Origin of the sequence: Streptomyces erythrochromogenes, assembly GCF_040684695.1 — a bacterium.
GTDB classification, from domain to species: Bacteria; Actinomycetota; Actinomycetes; order Streptomycetales; family Streptomycetaceae; genus Streptomyces; species Streptomyces erythrochromogenes_C.
Genome location: NZ_JBFBGM010000009.1, coordinates 98,289 through 111,777 on the forward strand (window position 1 = coordinate 98,289; position 13,489 = coordinate 111,777).

24 protein-coding genes are annotated in these 13,489 nt (G+C 66.4%); all 24 read right to left on the reverse strand.

From position 1 onward, the window contains the following. Window positions 1–12: 12 nt before the first annotated feature. Window positions 13–660, reverse strand: a complete 648-nt coding sequence (locus AB0O53_RS16155; protein ID WP_031152742.1) for an adenylate kinase — start codon at window positions 658–660, stop codon at window positions 13–15. Further along, the gene (gene secY, locus AB0O53_RS16160; RefSeq protein WP_030026339.1) at window positions 660–1,973 is read right to left on the reverse strand and encodes a preprotein translocase subunit SecY; all 1,314 of its coding nucleotides are present in this window, start codon (window positions 1,971–1,973) and stop codon (window positions 660–662) included. Before secY ends, AB0O53_RS16155 begins: the two co-directional genes overlap by 1 nt. A gap of 187 nt (window positions 1,974–2,160) precedes the next feature. Further along, a complete protein-coding gene (rplO, locus tag AB0O53_RS16165; RefSeq protein WP_030842688.1) occupies window positions 2,161–2,616 on the reverse strand; it encodes a 50S ribosomal protein L15 in 456 nt (151 codons plus the stop codon). Between the two features lie 2 nt (window positions 2,617–2,618). Beyond that, window positions 2,619–2,801 (reverse strand): 50S ribosomal protein L30, encoded by a 183-nt coding sequence (gene rpmD / locus AB0O53_RS16170; RefSeq protein ID WP_005313525.1) that lies wholly within the window; start codon window positions 2,799–2,801, stop codon window positions 2,619–2,621. Continuing rightward, window positions 2,801–3,403, reverse strand: coding sequence for a 30S ribosomal protein S5 (gene rpsE / locus AB0O53_RS16175; protein WP_007265914.1), 603 nt, complete (start codon window positions 3,401–3,403; stop codon window positions 2,801–2,803). The genes rpmD and rpsE overlap by 1 nt, the downstream gene beginning before the upstream one ends. A gap of 45 nt (window positions 3,404–3,448) precedes the next feature. Next, window positions 3,449–3,832 (reverse strand): 50S ribosomal protein L18, encoded by a 384-nt coding sequence (gene rplR, locus AB0O53_RS16180; protein WP_030008471.1) that lies wholly within the window; start codon window positions 3,830–3,832, stop codon window positions 3,449–3,451. Window positions 3,833–3,834: 2 nt separating this feature from the next. Then, the gene (gene rplF, locus AB0O53_RS16185) at window positions 3,835–4,374 is read right to left on the reverse strand and encodes a 50S ribosomal protein L6 (protein WP_030653648.1); all 540 of its coding nucleotides are present in this window, start codon (window positions 4,372–4,374) and stop codon (window positions 3,835–3,837) included. 20 nt (window positions 4,375–4,394) lie between these two features. Continuing rightward, on the reverse strand, window positions 4,395–4,793 hold the full coding sequence (gene rpsH / locus AB0O53_RS16190) for a 30S ribosomal protein S8 (protein ID WP_007265911.1): 399 nt from the start codon (window positions 4,791–4,793) through the stop codon (window positions 4,395–4,397). 221 nt (window positions 4,794–5,014) lie between these two features. Then, entirely contained in the window at window positions 5,015–5,200 is a 186-nt protein-coding gene (locus AB0O53_RS16195; protein ID WP_003956452.1) for a type Z 30S ribosomal protein S14, read from the reverse strand. A gap of 5 nt (window positions 5,201–5,205) precedes the next feature. Continuing rightward, window positions 5,206–5,757, reverse strand: a complete 552-nt coding sequence (gene rplE / locus AB0O53_RS16200) for a 50S ribosomal protein L5 (protein ID WP_030026331.1) — start codon at window positions 5,755–5,757, stop codon at window positions 5,206–5,208. Then, window positions 5,757–6,068: a 50S ribosomal protein L24 gene (gene rplX / locus AB0O53_RS16205; protein ID WP_030026329.1), complete on the reverse strand. Its 312-nt coding sequence runs from the start codon at window positions 6,066–6,068 to the stop codon at window positions 5,757–5,759. Before rplX ends, rplE begins: the two co-directional genes overlap by 1 nt. Before the next feature lie 2 nt (window positions 6,069–6,070). Then, window positions 6,071–6,439, reverse strand: a complete 369-nt coding sequence (gene rplN / locus AB0O53_RS16210) for a 50S ribosomal protein L14 (protein WP_003956455.1) — start codon at window positions 6,437–6,439, stop codon at window positions 6,071–6,073. Window positions 6,440–6,543: 104 nt separating this feature from the next. Beyond that, entirely contained in the window at window positions 6,544–6,825 is a 282-nt protein-coding gene (rpsQ, locus tag AB0O53_RS16215; RefSeq protein ID WP_030008467.1) for a 30S ribosomal protein S17, read from the reverse strand. Continuing rightward, window positions 6,825–7,049, reverse strand: a complete 225-nt coding sequence (gene rpmC / locus AB0O53_RS16220; RefSeq protein ID WP_007265907.1) for a 50S ribosomal protein L29 — start codon at window positions 7,047–7,049, stop codon at window positions 6,825–6,827. The genes rpsQ and rpmC overlap by 1 nt, the downstream gene beginning before the upstream one ends. After that, entirely contained in the window at window positions 7,049–7,468 is a 420-nt protein-coding gene (gene rplP, locus AB0O53_RS16225) for a 50S ribosomal protein L16 (RefSeq protein ID WP_030653642.1), read from the reverse strand. Before rplP ends, rpmC begins: the two co-directional genes overlap by 1 nt. Before the next feature lie 5 nt (window positions 7,469–7,473). Further along, window positions 7,474–8,313: a 30S ribosomal protein S3 gene (gene rpsC, locus AB0O53_RS16230; RefSeq protein WP_007265905.1), complete on the reverse strand. Its 840-nt coding sequence runs from the start codon at window positions 8,311–8,313 to the stop codon at window positions 7,474–7,476. Continuing rightward, a complete protein-coding gene (rplV, locus tag AB0O53_RS16235) occupies window positions 8,313–8,660 on the reverse strand; it encodes a 50S ribosomal protein L22 (protein WP_007265904.1) in 348 nt (115 codons plus the stop codon). Before rplV ends, rpsC begins: the two co-directional genes overlap by 1 nt. Window positions 8,661–8,703: 43 nt before the next feature. Beyond that, window positions 8,704–8,985, reverse strand: a complete 282-nt coding sequence (rpsS, locus tag AB0O53_RS16240) for a 30S ribosomal protein S19 (RefSeq protein WP_007265903.1) — start codon at window positions 8,983–8,985, stop codon at window positions 8,704–8,706. Window positions 8,986–8,997: 12 nt separating this feature from the next. Further along, a complete protein-coding gene (gene rplB / locus AB0O53_RS16245) occupies window positions 8,998–9,834 on the reverse strand; it encodes a 50S ribosomal protein L2 (RefSeq protein ID WP_030026325.1) in 837 nt (278 codons plus the stop codon). Window positions 9,835–9,873: 39 nt separating this feature from the next. After that, window positions 9,874–10,197: a 50S ribosomal protein L23 gene (gene rplW / locus AB0O53_RS16250; protein WP_007265901.1), complete on the reverse strand. Its 324-nt coding sequence runs from the start codon at window positions 10,195–10,197 to the stop codon at window positions 9,874–9,876. Then, a complete protein-coding gene (gene rplD / locus AB0O53_RS16255) occupies window positions 10,197–10,847 on the reverse strand; it encodes a 50S ribosomal protein L4 (RefSeq protein WP_030026322.1) in 651 nt (216 codons plus the stop codon). The genes rplW and rplD overlap by 1 nt, the downstream gene beginning before the upstream one ends. Before the next feature lie 5 nt (window positions 10,848–10,852). Then, window positions 10,853–11,497 (reverse strand): 50S ribosomal protein L3, encoded by a 645-nt coding sequence (gene rplC, locus AB0O53_RS16260; protein WP_007265899.1) that lies wholly within the window; start codon window positions 11,495–11,497, stop codon window positions 10,853–10,855. A gap of 14 nt (window positions 11,498–11,511) precedes the next feature. Beyond that, on the reverse strand, window positions 11,512–11,820 hold the full coding sequence (gene rpsJ / locus AB0O53_RS16265) for a 30S ribosomal protein S10 (protein WP_003948644.1): 309 nt from the start codon (window positions 11,818–11,820) through the stop codon (window positions 11,512–11,514). A gap of 475 nt (window positions 11,821–12,295) precedes the next feature. Then, window positions 12,296–13,417: a hypothetical protein gene (locus AB0O53_RS16270; RefSeq protein WP_350992849.1), complete on the reverse strand. Its 1,122-nt coding sequence runs from the start codon at window positions 13,415–13,417 to the stop codon at window positions 12,296–12,298. Between the last annotated feature and the right edge of the window lie 72 nt (window positions 13,418–13,489).

Consider the following 13,489-nt stretch of genomic DNA (forward strand, 5'->3'; position numbering starts at 1 on the left):
ACCTCTGGGGAACTACTTCTGCAGGGCGTCCATGGCGCGCTTGGTGACGTCCGCGACCTCACCGAGGGCCGGGATGGTCACCAGCAGGCCCTGGGCCTTGTAGTAGTCGATGATCGGCTCGGTCTGCGTGTGGTAGACCTCCAGCCGGTTGCGCACCGTGGCCTCGGAGTCGTCACCGCGCTGGTAGAGCTCGCCACCGCACTGGTCGCAGACGCCCTCGGTCTTCGGGGCGGCGTACACGACGTGGAAGACGTGCGCGGACTCGTTGCGGCAGACGCGGCGGCCGGCGATGCGCTTGACGACCTCGTCCTCCTCGACCTCCAGGTCGAGGACGGCGTCGAGCTTCATGCCCGACTCCTGGAGCATCACGTCGAGGGCCTCGGCCTGGGAGACGTTGCGCGGGAAGCCGTCGAGCAGGAAGCCGCCGGCGGCGTCGGGCTGCTCCATCCGGTCCTTGGCCATACCGATGGTGATCTCGTCCGGGACGAGGTCGCCGGCGTCCATGAACGCCTTGGCGCGCAGGCCCAGCTCGGTGCCCTGGCTGATGTTGGCCCGGAACAGGTCGCCCGTGGAGATGTGCGGGATCGACAGGTTCTTGGCAAGGAACGCGGCCTGCGTTCCCTTGCCCGCACCGGGCGGTCCGACGAGGACGATTCGCATCAGCGGAGGAACCCTTCGTAGTTACGCTGCTGGAGCTGGCTCTCGATCTGCTTCACGGTTTCCAGACCCACACCCACGATGATGAGGATGCTCGTCCCGCCGAACGGGAAGTTCTGGTTCGCTCCGAAGCCGGCCAACGCCATCGTCGGCACAAGAGCGATGAGACCCAGGTACAGCGACCCCGGCCAGGTGATCCGGTTGAGCACGTAGCTCAGGTACTCGGCGGTGGGTCGACCGGCACGGATACCGGGGATGAACCCACCATACTTCTTCATGTTGTCTGCAACTTCCTCGGGGTTGAACGAGATCGCCACGTAGAAGAACGCGAAGAAGACGATCAGGAGGAAGTAGACCGCGATGTAGTACGGGTGGTCGCCCTTGACGAAGTGCTTCTGGATCCAGGTGGCCCAGCCCGCGGTGGACCCGCTGAACTGCACGACCAGTGCCGGGATGTAGAGCAGCGACGAGGCGAAGATGACGGGGATGATGCCCGCCTGGTTCACCTTGAGCGGGATGTAGGTGGACGTGCCGCCGTAAGCGCGGCGGCCGATCATGCGCTTCGCGTACTGGACCGGGATCCGGCGCTGCGCCTGCTCGACGAAGACCACCAGGCCGACCATCGCGAGGCCGACCAGCATGACGACGCCGAACTCGACCCAGCCGTCCGCGATCTTGCCCTGGAGCTTGATCTGCCAGAGGGCGCCGATGAAGCCGGCGGCGATCGAGATGAACATGAGGATCGACATGCCGTTGCCGATGCCGCGGTCGGTGATCAGCTCACCGAGCCACATGACGACGCAGGTACCGGCGGTCATGGTGACCACCATGACGACCGTGGTGAAGATCGACCGGTCGGGAACGATCTGGCTGGCGACCTGGCAGCCCTGGAACAGGGCGCCCGTCCGGGCGGTGGCGACGAGGCCGGTGCCCTGGAGGATCGCGAGCGCGACCGTCAGATAGCGCGTGTACTGAGTGATCTTCGCCGTGCCGGACTGGCCCTCTTTCTTGAGGGTCTCCAGCTTCGGGATGACCACGGTCAGCAGCTGCAGAATGATGCTCGCCGTGATGTACGGCATGATGCCGAGCGCAAAGATCGTGATCTGCAGCAGCGCGCCACCGCTGAACATGTTGACGAGGCCGAACAGACCATTGCTGCTTCCGGCCTGTTCCACGCAGATCTGTACGTTCTTGTAGCTCACGCCGGGGACGGGGACATGGGACCCGAGCCGGAACAGCACGATGATGCCGAGCGTGAAGAGCAGCTTCTTGCGCAGGTCGGGCGTCTTGAACGCCCGGGCGAACGCGGTGAGCACGGTGCCTCCTGCGACCCCCGCGCTACTGCGTCAGAGGTGACGGTCTGAGGGATCGACGTATACGACAAAGCAATGGTGCACGCCACCTTACCGGCGAGTGTGCCCCCCGTGGAACGACCAACCGGGGATGCCCCATATGTGAGGCATCCCCGGTCGGGTTTTGAGCTATTCAGCCACTGAAATCGTCTTAGACGAGCTCGGTGACGGTGCCGCCGGCAGCGGCAATCTTCTCCTTGGCGGAGGCGGAAACGGCGTCAACCGAAACCTGCAGCGCCACGGAGAGCTCGCCCTGGCCCAGGACCTTGACGAGGCTGTTCTTGCGAACCGCGCCCTTGGCGACCAGGTCGGCCACCGTGACTTCTCCACCCTCGGGGTAGAGAGCACTGAGCTTGTCCAGGTTGACAACCTGGAACTCGGTGCGGAACGGGTTCTTGAAGCCCTTGAGCTTCGGCAGGCGCATGTGGAGGGGCATCTGCCCACCCTCGAAGCGCTGCGGGATCTGGTAGCGGGCCTTCTGGCCCTTCGTACCACGACCGGCCGTCTTACCCTTCGACGCCTCACCACGACCGACACGGGTCTTCGCGGTCTTGGCGCCGGGGGCGGGACGGAGGTTGTGGGCCTTCAGCGGGCTGTTCTCAGCCATGATTAGTCAACCTCCTCAACCGTCACGAGGTGGCGGACGGTGTGCACCATTCCGCGGAACTCGGGGCGGTCCTCCTTGACGACGACGTCGTTCAGGCGCTTGAGCCCGAGCGAACGCAGCGTGTCGCGGTGGTTCTGCTTGCTGCCGATGTACGACTTCGTCTGCGTGATCTTGAGGCGGGCCATCAGACACCCGCCCCGGCACGTGCACGAAGGAGAGCCGCGGGGGCGACGTCCTCGAGGGGCAGACCACGGCGAGCCGCGATCTCCTCGGGACGCTGCAGGCCCTTGAGGGCCTCCACGGTCGCGTGCACGATGTTGATCGCGTTGTCGGAGCCGAGCGACTTCGACAGGATGTCGTGAACGCCGGCGCACTCCAGAACGGCGCGCACCGGGCCACCGGCGATAACACCGGTACCGGGGGAAGCAGGCTTCAGCAGGACAACGCCGGCCGCCTTCTCGCCCTGGATCGGGTGCGGGATGGTGCCCTGGATGCGGGGAACCTTGAAGAAGTTCTTCTTGGCTTCCTCGACGCCCTTGGCGATGGCCGCGGGAACTTCCTTGGCCTTGCCGTAACCGACACCTACGGTGCCGTCACCGTCACCCACCACGACGAGCGCGGTGAAGCTGAAGCGACGACCACCCTTGACAACCTTGGCGACACGGTTGATCGCGACAACGCGCTCAACGTAAGCGGTCTTCTCGGCGGCAGCGCCACCGTCGCGACCCTTCCGGTCCCGCCGCTCGCCGCCACCGGCACCGCTTCCGCGGCGCTGGGGTCCAGCCATTGGATTACCTCTCTCTGTTACGTCCGTGAGTCCCGGAACCGGGGCTTAGAACTTCAGCCCGGCTTCGCGGGCGGCGTCAGCCAGAGCGGCAATGCGCCCGGCGTATCGGTTGCCACCGCGGTCAAAGACGACGGTCTCGACACCCGCGGCCTTGGCACGCTCGGCGACGAGCGCGCCGACGGCCTGGGCCTGGGAGCTCTTGTCGCCCTCGCCACCGCGGATCGAAGCGTCCAGGGTCGACGCCGACGCCAGGGTGTGGCCCTGGAGGTCGTCGATGACCTGAGCAACGATGTTGCGGTTGGAACGCGTCACGACGAGGCGCGGACGCTCCGCCGTACCCGAGACGTTCTTGCGGATGCGGATGTGGCGGCGAGCCTTGGCAGCGCGCTTGTACGCGTCGCCCTTGGCGATCTTCACACCGTATGCCATGGCTACTTACCAGCCTTTCCGACCTTGCGGCGGATGACCTCGCCGGCGTACTTGACACCCTTGGCCTTGTACGGGTCGGGCTTCCGCAGCTTGCGGATGTTGGCGGCGACCTCGCCGACCTTCTGCTTGTCGATGCCCTCGACCGAGAACTTGGTCGGCGACTCGACCTTGAAGGAGATGCCCTCGGGCGCCTCCACCAGGATCGGGTGGCTGTAGCCGAGCTGGAACTCCAGGTTGGAGCCCTTCGCGGCCACGCGGTAACCGACACCGCTGATCTCGAGAGCCTTGACGTATCCCGTGGTCACACCGGTGATCATGTTCGCCACCAGCGTGCGGGACAGGCCGTGCAGGGCCTTGTTCTGACGCTCGTCGTTCGGACGGGTGACGTTCAGAACGCCGTCCTCGTCCTTGACAACTGCGATGGGCGCCTTAACGGTGTGCGCGAGGGAACCCTTGGGGCCCTTCACGTTGACCGTCTGGCCATCGATGGTGACGTCCACACCGGCGGGAACCTGGATGGGGAGCTTGCCGATTCGCGACATTGCTTTTCCTCCGTTCCCGACTACCAGACGTAGGCGAGGACTTCCCCACCTACGCCCTTCTTGCCTGCCTGCTGGCCGGTCAGGAGACCGTGCGACGTGGAGATGATCGCCACGCCGAGGCCGCCGAGGACCTTGGGCAGGTTGGTGGACTTCGCGTACACGCGCAGACCGGGCTTCGAGATCCGCTTGATGCCCGCGATGGAGCGCTCACGGTTCGGCCCGAACTTCAGCTCGAGGACGAGGTTCTTGCCGACCTCGGCGTCCTCGACCTTCCAGCCGGTGATGAAACCCTCCTGCTTGAGGATCTCCGCGATGTGCGACTTGATCTTGCTGTGCGGCATCACGACGGTGTCGTGGTACGCCGAGTTAGCGTTACGCAGACGCGTGAGCATGTCTGCGATGGGGTCAGTCATGGTCATGAAGTGGCCTTCGGCCTCTCTCGCCGGGGTTTCCTGTATGCGCCATCCCTCTCCCCACTCAGTGGCGGGACGGGTGCGGCACGGGGACCTACGGCGTAGTAAGTCGATAGGGCGGCGGACGCCCAACCACACAAGCCTAAGGCATGCGCGGCTGGGCACCCACCGTCCAGATGCTTACCGAGAGTGCCTGGAAACGCCCAAGTCCTTGCGGACGAGGGTGATTACCAGGAGCTCTTGGTCACGCCCGGCAGCTCGCCACGGTGAGCCATCTCACGGAGGCACACGCGGCAGAGGCCGAACTTGCGGTACACGGAGTGGGGGCGACCGCAGCGCTGGCAGCGGGTGTACGCACGCACACCGAACTTGGGCTTACGGGCAGCCTTCGCGATGAGAGCCTTCTTCGCCATCTCGCTTACGCCTCCTTGAAGGGGAAGCCGAGGTGACGAAGGAGCGCGCGGCCCTCAGCGTCGTTGGTCGCCGTGGTGACCACGGTGATGTCCATACCCCGGGTACGGTCGATCTTGTCCTGGTCGATCTCGTGGAACATGACCTGCTCCGTGAGACCGAAGGTGTAGTTGCCACGGCCGTCGAACTGCTTCGGCGACAGACCGCGGAAGTCACGGATACGCGGCAGCGCGAGCGACAGCGTACGGTCCAGGAACTCCCACATGCGGTCACCACGGAGGGTGACGTGGCAGCCGATCGGCTGACCCTCACGCAGCTTGAACTGCGCGATGGACTTGCGGGCCTTCGTGACGGCCGGCTTCTGACCGGTGATCGTCGTCAGGTCGCGGATGGCACCGTCGATCAGCTTCGAGTCACGGGCGGCGTCGCCGACACCCATGTTCACGACGATCTTGACGAGGCCGGGGATCTGCATGACGTTCTCGTAGGAGAACTCCTCACGCAGCTTGCCCGCGATCTCCTCGCGGTACTTCGTCTTCAGACGCGGAGTGGTAGCCATCAGATGTCCTCACCCGTGCGCTTGGCAACGCGGATCTTGTTGCCCTCGTCGTCGAAGCGGTAACCGACGCGGGTGACGACCTTCTTGCCGTCCTTCTCCACGACCAGCTGGACGTTGGACACGTGCACCGGAGCCTCGGTGATCACGATGCCACCGGCCTGGTTCTGGCCAGCCTTGGTGTGCTTCTTGACCCGGTTGACACCCTCGACCAGGACGCGGTTCTCGGCGGGGAAGGCGACGATGACCTTGCCCTGCTTGCCCTTGTCCTTACCGGTGATGACCTGTACCAGGTCGCCCTTCTTGATCTTCATGCTTACAGCACCTCCGGCGCGAGCGAGATGATCTTCATGAACTTCTTCTCGCGCAGCTCACGGCCGACGGGGCCGAAGATACGGGTGCCGCGAGGGTCGCCGTCGTTCTTCAGAATGACGGCGGCGTTCTCGTCGAAGCGGATGTACGAGCCGTCCTGGCGGCGGCGCTCCTTGACGGTGCGAACGATGACCGCCTTGACGACGTCACCCTTCTTCACGTTGCCACCGGGGATCGCGTCCTTGACGGTGGCGACGATGACGTCACCGATGCCCGCGTAGCGGCGACCGGAGCCACCGAGAACACGGATGCAAAGGATCTCCTTGGCACCAGTGTTGTCGGCGACACGCAGTCGCGACTCCTGCTGGATCACGTCTATCTCCTGTTTGTCTGCCGGTTCCCGGCGGGGGCCTCGCTACGCGAGCGGAGCCCCCACCGAGCCTGGCGGAACGAACCTAAGGGAAACCCCTCAGGTGCTTACTTGGCCTTCTCGAGGATCTCGACGATGCGCCAGCGCTTGCTCGCCGACAGCGGACGCGTCTCCATGATGAGGACGCGGTCGCCGACGCCGGCAGCGTTCTGCTCGTCGTGAGCCTTGAGCTTGTTCGTACGGCGGATGACCTTGCCGTACAGCGCGTGCTTGACGCGGTCCTCGACGGCGACGACGACGGTCTTGTCCATCTTGTCGCTGACGACCAGACCCTCACGGGTCTTGCGGAAGCCGCGCTCGGTCTTCTCAGTCACGTTGTTCTCGCTCATCAGGCGTTCTCCACCGTCTCGATACCGAGCTCACGCTCGTGCATCAGGGTGTAGATGCGAGCGATGTCCTTACGGACGGACTTGAGCCGGCCGTTGTTCTCCAGCTGGCCGGTGGCCGCCTGGAAACGGAGCTTGAAGAGCTCCTCCTTGGCCTCGCGCAGCTTGGCAACGAGCTCCTCGTTGCCGAGCTCGCGGAGCTCGGACGCCTTGGTTCCCGTCGCCATCACGACTCACCTGCCTCGCGCTTGACGATCCGGCACTTCATCGGCAGCTTGTGGGCCGCACGAGTGAGGGCCTCACGCGCAATCTTTTCGTTCGGGTAGGACAGCTCGAACATGACCCGGCCCGGGTGCACGTTCGCGATCCACCACTCCGGGGAACCCTTACCGGAACCCATGCGGGTCTCGGCAGGCTTCTTCGTCAGCGGACGGTCCGGGTAGATGTTGATCCAGACCTTGCCGCCACGCTTGATGTGGCGGGTCATCGCGATACGAGCCGCCTCGATCTGGCGGTTCGTCACGTAGGCGGGGGTGAGCGCCTGGATGCCGTACTCGCCGAACGAGACCTCAGTACCGCCCTTGGCCATACCACGGCGCTTCGGGTGGTGCTGCTTGCGGTGCTTGACCCTACGAGGGATCAGCATGTCGGTCAGGCCTCCGTTCCGGTGCTCTCAGCCGGAGCGGCGGCGGGAGCGTCGGCCTTGGGGGCCTCGGCACCAGCAGCCTGCTGCGGCTTGCGGCCACCACGGCCGCCGCGCTCGCCACCACGGCCACCACGGCCGGCGGGACGGTCGCCAGCGCCGGCACCACGGGCCGGGCGGTTACCCGCACGGGCCGCAGCGTTCTCGGCGCGAACCTCGGCGATGTTCTTGACGTCGCCCTTGTAGATCCAGACCTTCACACCGATACGGCCGAAGGTGGTCTTGGCCTCGAAGAAGCCGTAGTCCACGTTCGCGCGCAGCGTGTGCAGCGGCACACGACCCTCGCGGTAGAACTCGGAGCGGGACATCTCGGCGCCGCCGAGACGGCCGCCACACTGGATCTTGATGCCCTTGGCGCCGGCCTTCATGGTGCCCTGCATGCTCTTGCGCATGGCACGACGGAAGGAGACGCGGGAGGAGAGCTGCTCGGCCACGGCCTGGGCAACCAGCTGAGCGTCGAGCTCGGGGTTCTTGACCTCGAGGATGTTCAGCTGGACCTGCTTGCCCGTGAGCTTCTCGAGGTCACCGCGGATGCGGTCGGCCTCGGCGCCACGGCGGCCGATGACGATGCCCGGACGAGCGGTGTGGATGTCCACACGCACGCGGTCACGGGTGCGCTCGATCTCAACCTTCGAGATGCCGGCGCGCTCCATGCCGGACGTCATCATCCGACGGATGGCGACGTCTTCCTTGACGTAGTCCTTGTACAGCTTGTCGGCGTACCAACGGGACTTGAAGTCCGTGGTGATGCCGAGCCGGAACCCGTGCGGGTTTACCTTCTGGCCCATTACCGGGAACCTTCCTTGCTGCTGACGACCACGGTGATGTGGCTGGTCCGCTTGCGGATCCGGTAGGCACGGCCCTGGGCACGCGGACGGAACCGCTTCAGGGTCGGGCCCTCGTCCACGTACGCCTCGCTGATGACCAGCGTGGAGGCGTCCGGGTGGTTGTAGTTGTGTGCGGCGTTGGCAATGGCGCTGTCCAGCACCTTGCCGACCGGCACGCTCGCGGCCTGCGGGGCGAAACGCAGGACCGCCTGAGCCTCCGTGGCATCCATGCCACGGATAAGGTCCACCACGCGGCGGGCCTTCATGGGCGTGACGCGGATGTACCGCGCCTGGGCCCTGGCTTCCATGGTTGTCCCTTCGGTGTAAGTCATAGTCGTAACCACCCCGCCTTTAGCGGCGCTTCGACTTCCGGTCGTCCTTGACGTGGCCGCGGAAGGTGCGAGTCGGCGAGAACTCGCCGAGCTTGTGGCCGACCATCGACTCGGTGACGAACACCGGGACGTGGGTCTTGCCGTTGTGCACCGCGATGGTGTGACCCAGCATGCTGGGGATGATCATCGAGCGACGGGACCAGGTCTTGATGACGTTCTTGGTGCCGGCTTCGTTCTGGGCGTCCACCTTCTTTACGAGGTGGTCGTCGACGAAGGGCCCCTTCTTGAGACTGCGCGGCATCTAAACCCGCTCCTAGCGCTTCTTGTTCGTCTTGCGGCGGCGGACGATGTACTTGTTCGAAGCCTTCTTCGGCGAACGAGTACGACCCTCCTTCTGACCCCACGGGGAGACCGGGTGGCGGCCACCACTGGTCTTGCCCTCACCACCACCGTGCGGGTGGTCAACCGGGTTCATCGCGACACCGCGGACGGAGGGGCGAACGCCCTTCCAGCGCATGCGGCCGGCCTTGCCCCAGTTGATGTTCGACTGCTCGGCGTTGCCGACCTCGCCGACCGTGGCGCGGCAGCGCGCGTCGACGAGACGGATCTCACCGGACGGCATGCGGAGGTGGGCCATGACGCCCTCCTTCGCCAGCAGCTGCACGGAGGCACCAGCGGAACGCGCGAACTTGGCGCCGCCACCGGGGCGGAGCTCGATCGCGTGGATCGTGGTACCGACCGGGATGTTGCGGAGCGCGAGGTTGTTGCCCGGCTTGATGTCGGCCGTGGGGCCGTTCTCGATCCGGTCACCCTGCTGCAGACCGCGCGGCGCGATGATGTAGCGCTTCTCGCCGTCGGCGTAGTGCAGCAGCGCGATGCGCGCGGTGCGGTTGGGGTCGTACTCGATGTGCGCGACCTTGGCCGGCACGCCGTCCTTGTCGTGACGACGGAAGTCGATCACGCGGTAGGCGCGCTTGTGGCCACCACCCTGGTGGCGAACGGTCACACGACCGGTGTTGTTACGGCCGCCCTTGCTGTGCAGGGGGCGGACCAGCGACTTCTCCGGCGTGGACCGCGTGATCTCGACAAAGTCGGCGACGCTGGAGCCACGACGGCCCGGGGTCGTCGGCTTGTACTTGCGGATACCCATTTCTCAGTCCTCGTCCGATTCCGGACGACTAGACCTCCGTTAGGAGGCCTGGCCGCCGAAGATGTCGATACGGTTGCCCTCGGCAAGGGTCACGATGGCGCGCTTGGTGTTGGCGCGCTTGCCGAAACCGGTCTTGGTGCGCTTGCGCTTACCCTGACGGTTGATCGTGTTGACCCCGGTGACCTTGACCGAGAAGACCGCCTCGACGGCCTGCTTGATCTGGGTCTTGTTGGCGCCGGGCGCGACGATGAACGTGTACTTGTTCTCGTCCAGCAGCGCGTAGCTCTTCTCCGAGACGACCGGCTTGATCAGCAGGTCGCGCGGGTCGGTGAAGGTCTTGCTGGTAACGGTCGCCTCAGACATCAGGCGTCGCTCCCTTCGGTCTCGTCGGCCTTGGGGCCAGACACGAAGGACTCGAGCGCGGCCTGAGTGAAGACCACGTCGTCAGAGACGATCACGTCGTACGTGTTCAGCTGGCCCGGCTCCAGGATGTGAACCTGGGGCAGGTTGCGGGCGGACAGCCACGCGGCCTCGTCGGCACGCTCGACGACCAGGAGCAGGTTCTTGCGCTCCGAGATCTTGCCGAACAGCGTCTTGGCGGCCTTCGTGGAGGCGGCACCCTCGACCACGCCGGTGACGACGTGGATGCGGGAGTGACGCGCACGGTCCGAGAGGGCACCGCGGAGGGCGGCGACCTTCATCTTCTTGGGGGTCCGCTGCGAGTAGTCACGCGGCTGCGGGCCGTGGACGACGCCACCGCCGGCGAACTGCGGAGCGCGGGTCGAACCCTGACGGGCGCGGCCGGTGCCCTTCTGGCGGTAAGGCTTCTTGCCACCACCACGGACTTCGCCACGGGTCTTGGTCTTGTGCGTGCCCTGACGGGCAGCTGCCAGCTGGGCGACGACGACCTGGTGGATCAGCGGAACGCTGGTCTTCGCGTCGAAGATCTCCGCGGGGAGCTCGACGGTACCGGCCTTGTCGCCTGCCGGCGAAAGGATGTCAATGGTGCTCATTAACCTCAAGCCCCCTTGGCCGCGGTACGGACCAGGACGAGGCCGCCGTTCGGACCGGGGACTGCGCCCTTGATGAGGAGCAGACCCTTCTCCGCGTCTACCGCGTGGATGGTCAGGTTCTGGGTGGTGACGCGCTCGTTACCCATGCGACCGGCCATGCGCATGCCCTTGAAGACACGCCCAGGGGTGGCGCAGCCACCGATCGAACCGGGGGAGCGGTGCTTGCGCTGCACACCGTGACCGGCGCCGAGGCCCCGGAAGTTGTGCCGCTTCATGACACCGGCGAAGCCCTTGCCCTTGCTGTTGCCCGTGACGTCAACCTTGACGCCGGACTCGAACACCTCAGCAGTGATCTCCTGGCCGAGCGTGTACTCGCTGGCGTCGGAGGTGCGGAGCTCCACCAGGTGGCGGCGGGGGGTCACGTCGGCCTTGGCGAAGTGGCCCTTGAGGGGCTTGTTCACCTTGCGCGGGTCGATCTCGCCGAAGGCGATCTGGACCGACTCGTAGCCGTCGATGTCGTTCGTACGGACCTGGGTAACGACGCAGGGTCCGGCCTTGACCACGGTCACCGGGACGACACGGTTGTTCTCGTCCCAGACCTGGGTCATGCCGAGCTTCTCGCCCAGGACGCCCTTGATCTGCTTTGCCATCTTCTCGACGCCTCTCAGAGCTTGATCTCGATGTCAACGCCGGCCGGAAGGTCCAGGCGCATCAGCGAGTCAACGGTCTTGGGCGTCGGGTCGAGGATGTCGATCAGGCGCTTGTGCGTGCGCATCTCGAAGTGCTCGCGCGAGTCCTTGTACTTGTGCGGCGACTTGATGACGCAGTACACGTTCTTCTCAGTGGGCAGCGGCACCGGGCCCGCGACCGACGCACCAGTGCGGGTCACCGTCTCGACGATCTTCTTCGCCGAGGAGTCGATGACCTCGTGGTCGTAGGCCTTGAGCCGGATGCGGATCTTCTGTCCCGCCATGGCTACTCCGTAGTCCTGTCTCTGTGTGGAAACGCTCTGGCTCCCGGTCGGCTGCGGGACGGGGTCCCGCGGCCTCTCCTCCGACCCACGCGGTCGGGCGTGTCGCACTCCCTCCACAGAAAATTCCCATACGGAAATTCCCTCGTCCAAGGGGGTGCGGTCCCATGACCGCGATTCGGGGGAGAAACACCCACCGAGTGCCTGGTGGGCACCGTGCTGACACTTCCCAGAAGATTCCCGTACGTCCGTCCCCATTGCTGCCCCGAGAGGCAGATTAAGGACGACGAGTACTGTGGGACTCGCTTCCGGTCCTCCCGGCGGGAGGCGCGCAGCATCGGCACTCAGCCGAGCAACTTGAGTAGTCTGCCATACGAGACACGTACCTGGCCAATCGGGCCGAAGAGAATACCCCGCCACGCTGAGTGGTCAAACTGCGCCGCGCCCTTCGCGCGGCGGGGCCCCTCCCCCGGCCGCCTCAGGTGCGCGAGAGCGTGCCGCAGTCGGCCCGGCTGCCCGCCTCGATGGCCTTGCTCCGGTCGTACGGGTCCTTCGGGGGCCCGGAGGGCGTGGGTCCGGCCGCCGGGTCGGCGTCGAAGCCGGGGTGCACGTAGCCGTCGTACACCTCGCAGGCGCTGTTGGCGAGGTCGACGCGGTGCTCGGCGAGGGTGAGCCGGCCGGCGGTGACCTGCCACTTGCGCGGGTCGGCGACCGTGAAGGCGATCTCGCGGCGGACGATGGTCCGCTCGACCTGGTCCGCGCCGGGCGAGGCCTTGACCAGCGGGTACACGAACGAGTAGTCGAGCCGGACGTCGGCCTGGCCCGCCTCCTTGCCGGCTTCCACCCACATGCGCCCGCGGACCTTGACCACCTCGCCGACGGGCTTGACCTCGGCGGGGTCGTACCGGGTGAACAGGCTCAGGGGGTCCTGGTCCCTGCCGGGCTTCGCCAGGGACTTCTCCAGGTGCTCGGACGTCTCGGTGGCCCGGGGCTCCAGCAGCGCCAGGGCCGCCTCGGGGCGCGCGCCCTTCAGTGCCGCCGGGTCCAGGTTGGCCGCGACCAGGAAGGCCTTGGCGTTGCGGAGGGCCTCCGCGATCCTCTCCGCGGGCACCCCGCCGACGCCGGTGGCCTCCGGTACCTCGATGCCGGCCTCACCGTCCGCCCACTGCAGGGCCGGGGAGCCGCGGAAGGGCTCCTGGAGCGTCGGCCGGTCCGGCGGCGGCGACGGCGGCGGGGCGCTGGGCCGGGCGGTCTCGGGGGCCAGTGGGCCCGCCTTCGCGGCCTCCTCGCGGGCCGCGGCCTTGCCCGTGATCCGGTCGATCACCAGCTCGGGCCGTACGGCGATCAGCGCCAGCCCCGCGATGCCGAGGACGGCCAGGGCGGCCTTGATCCGGCCCGGGCGGCGGCGCTCCCGCGGTGCGGGGCCGGTGCGCCAGCCGGCCGGCTCCTGCCCCCGGGTGGCGCGCAGCCGCTCGGTCACCATGCGGGCCCGAGCCGAGGGCTCCTTCGGTGCGTCCCCCGCCCCCTGGGCGGCCTGCTCCATGAACCGCGCCCACTCCTCGTCGGAGATGCCCGGTCTGTCGTGGTCGTTGTTCCCCATGTCCTGTCCTCCCCTTGTCTGCCGGACATGCGCGAGGGGCCCCGCACCCTCCGGTGCGGAGCCCCTCACCTG

Coding starts and splice junctions, on each gene's coding strand:
- AB0O53_RS16155 (WP_031152742.1), bottom strand. CDS start 660: ATGCGAATCGTCCTCGTCGGACCGCCCGGTGCGGGCAAGGGAACGCAG.
- rplO (WP_030842688.1), bottom strand. CDS start 2,616: ATGGCTGAGAACAGCCCGCTGAAGGCCCACAACCTCCGTCCCGCCCCC.
- rpmD (WP_005313525.1), bottom strand. CDS start 2,801: ATGGCCCGCCTCAAGATCACGCAGACGAAGTCGTACATCGGCAGCAAG.
- rpsE (WP_007265914.1), bottom strand. CDS start 3,403: ATGGCTGGACCCCAGCGCCGCGGAAGCGGTGCCGGTGGCGGCGAGCGG.
- rplR (WP_030008471.1), bottom strand. CDS start 3,832: ATGGCATACGGTGTGAAGATCGCCAAGGGCGACGCGTACAAGCGCGCT.
- rplF (WP_030653648.1), bottom strand. CDS start 4,374: ATGTCGCGAATCGGCAAGCTCCCCATCCAGGTTCCCGCCGGTGTGGAC.
- rpsH (WP_007265911.1), bottom strand. CDS start 4,793: ATGACCATGACTGACCCCATCGCAGACATGCTCACGCGTCTGCGTAAC.
- AB0O53_RS16195 (WP_003956452.1), bottom strand. CDS start 5,200: ATGGCGAAGAAGGCTCTCATCGCGAAGGCTGCCCGTAAGCCCAAGTTC.
- rplE (WP_030026331.1), bottom strand. CDS start 5,757: ATGGCTACCACTCCGCGTCTGAAGACGAAGTACCGCGAGGAGATCGCG.
- rplX (WP_030026329.1), bottom strand. CDS start 6,068: ATGAAGATCAAGAAGGGCGACCTGGTACAGGTCATCACCGGTAAGGAC.
- rpsQ (WP_030008467.1), bottom strand. CDS start 6,825: ATGAGCGAGAACAACGTGACTGAGAAGACCGAGCGCGGCTTCCGCAAG.
- rpmC (WP_007265907.1), bottom strand. CDS start 7,049: ATGGCGACGGGAACCAAGGCGTCCGAGCTCCGCGAGCTCGGCAACGAG.
- rplP (WP_030653642.1), bottom strand. CDS start 7,468: ATGCTGATCCCTCGTAGGGTCAAGCACCGCAAGCAGCACCACCCGAAG.
- rpsC (WP_007265905.1), bottom strand. CDS start 8,313: ATGGGCCAGAAGGTAAACCCGCACGGGTTCCGGCTCGGCATCACCACG.
- rplV (WP_007265904.1), bottom strand. CDS start 8,660: ATGGAAGCCAGGGCCCAGGCGCGGTACATCCGCGTCACGCCCATGAAG.
- rpsS (WP_007265903.1), bottom strand. CDS start 8,985: ATGCCGCGCAGTCTCAAGAAGGGGCCCTTCGTCGACGACCACCTCGTA.
- rplB (WP_030026325.1), bottom strand. CDS start 9,834: ATGGGTATCCGCAAGTACAAGCCGACGACCCCGGGCCGTCGTGGCTCC.
- rplW (WP_007265901.1), bottom strand. CDS start 10,197: ATGTCTGAGGCGACCGTTACCAGCAAGACCTTCACCGACCCGCGCGAC.
- rplD (WP_030026322.1), bottom strand. CDS start 10,847: ATGAGCACCATTGACATCCTTTCGCCGGCAGGCGACAAGGCCGGTACC.
- rplC (WP_007265899.1), bottom strand. CDS start 11,497: ATGGCAAAGCAGATCAAGGGCGTCCTGGGCGAGAAGCTCGGCATGACC.
- rpsJ (WP_003948644.1), bottom strand. CDS start 11,820: ATGGCGGGACAGAAGATCCGCATCCGGCTCAAGGCCTACGACCACGAG.
- AB0O53_RS16270 (WP_350992849.1), bottom strand. CDS start 13,417: ATGGGGAACAACGACCACGACAGACCGGGCATCTCCGACGAGGAGTGG.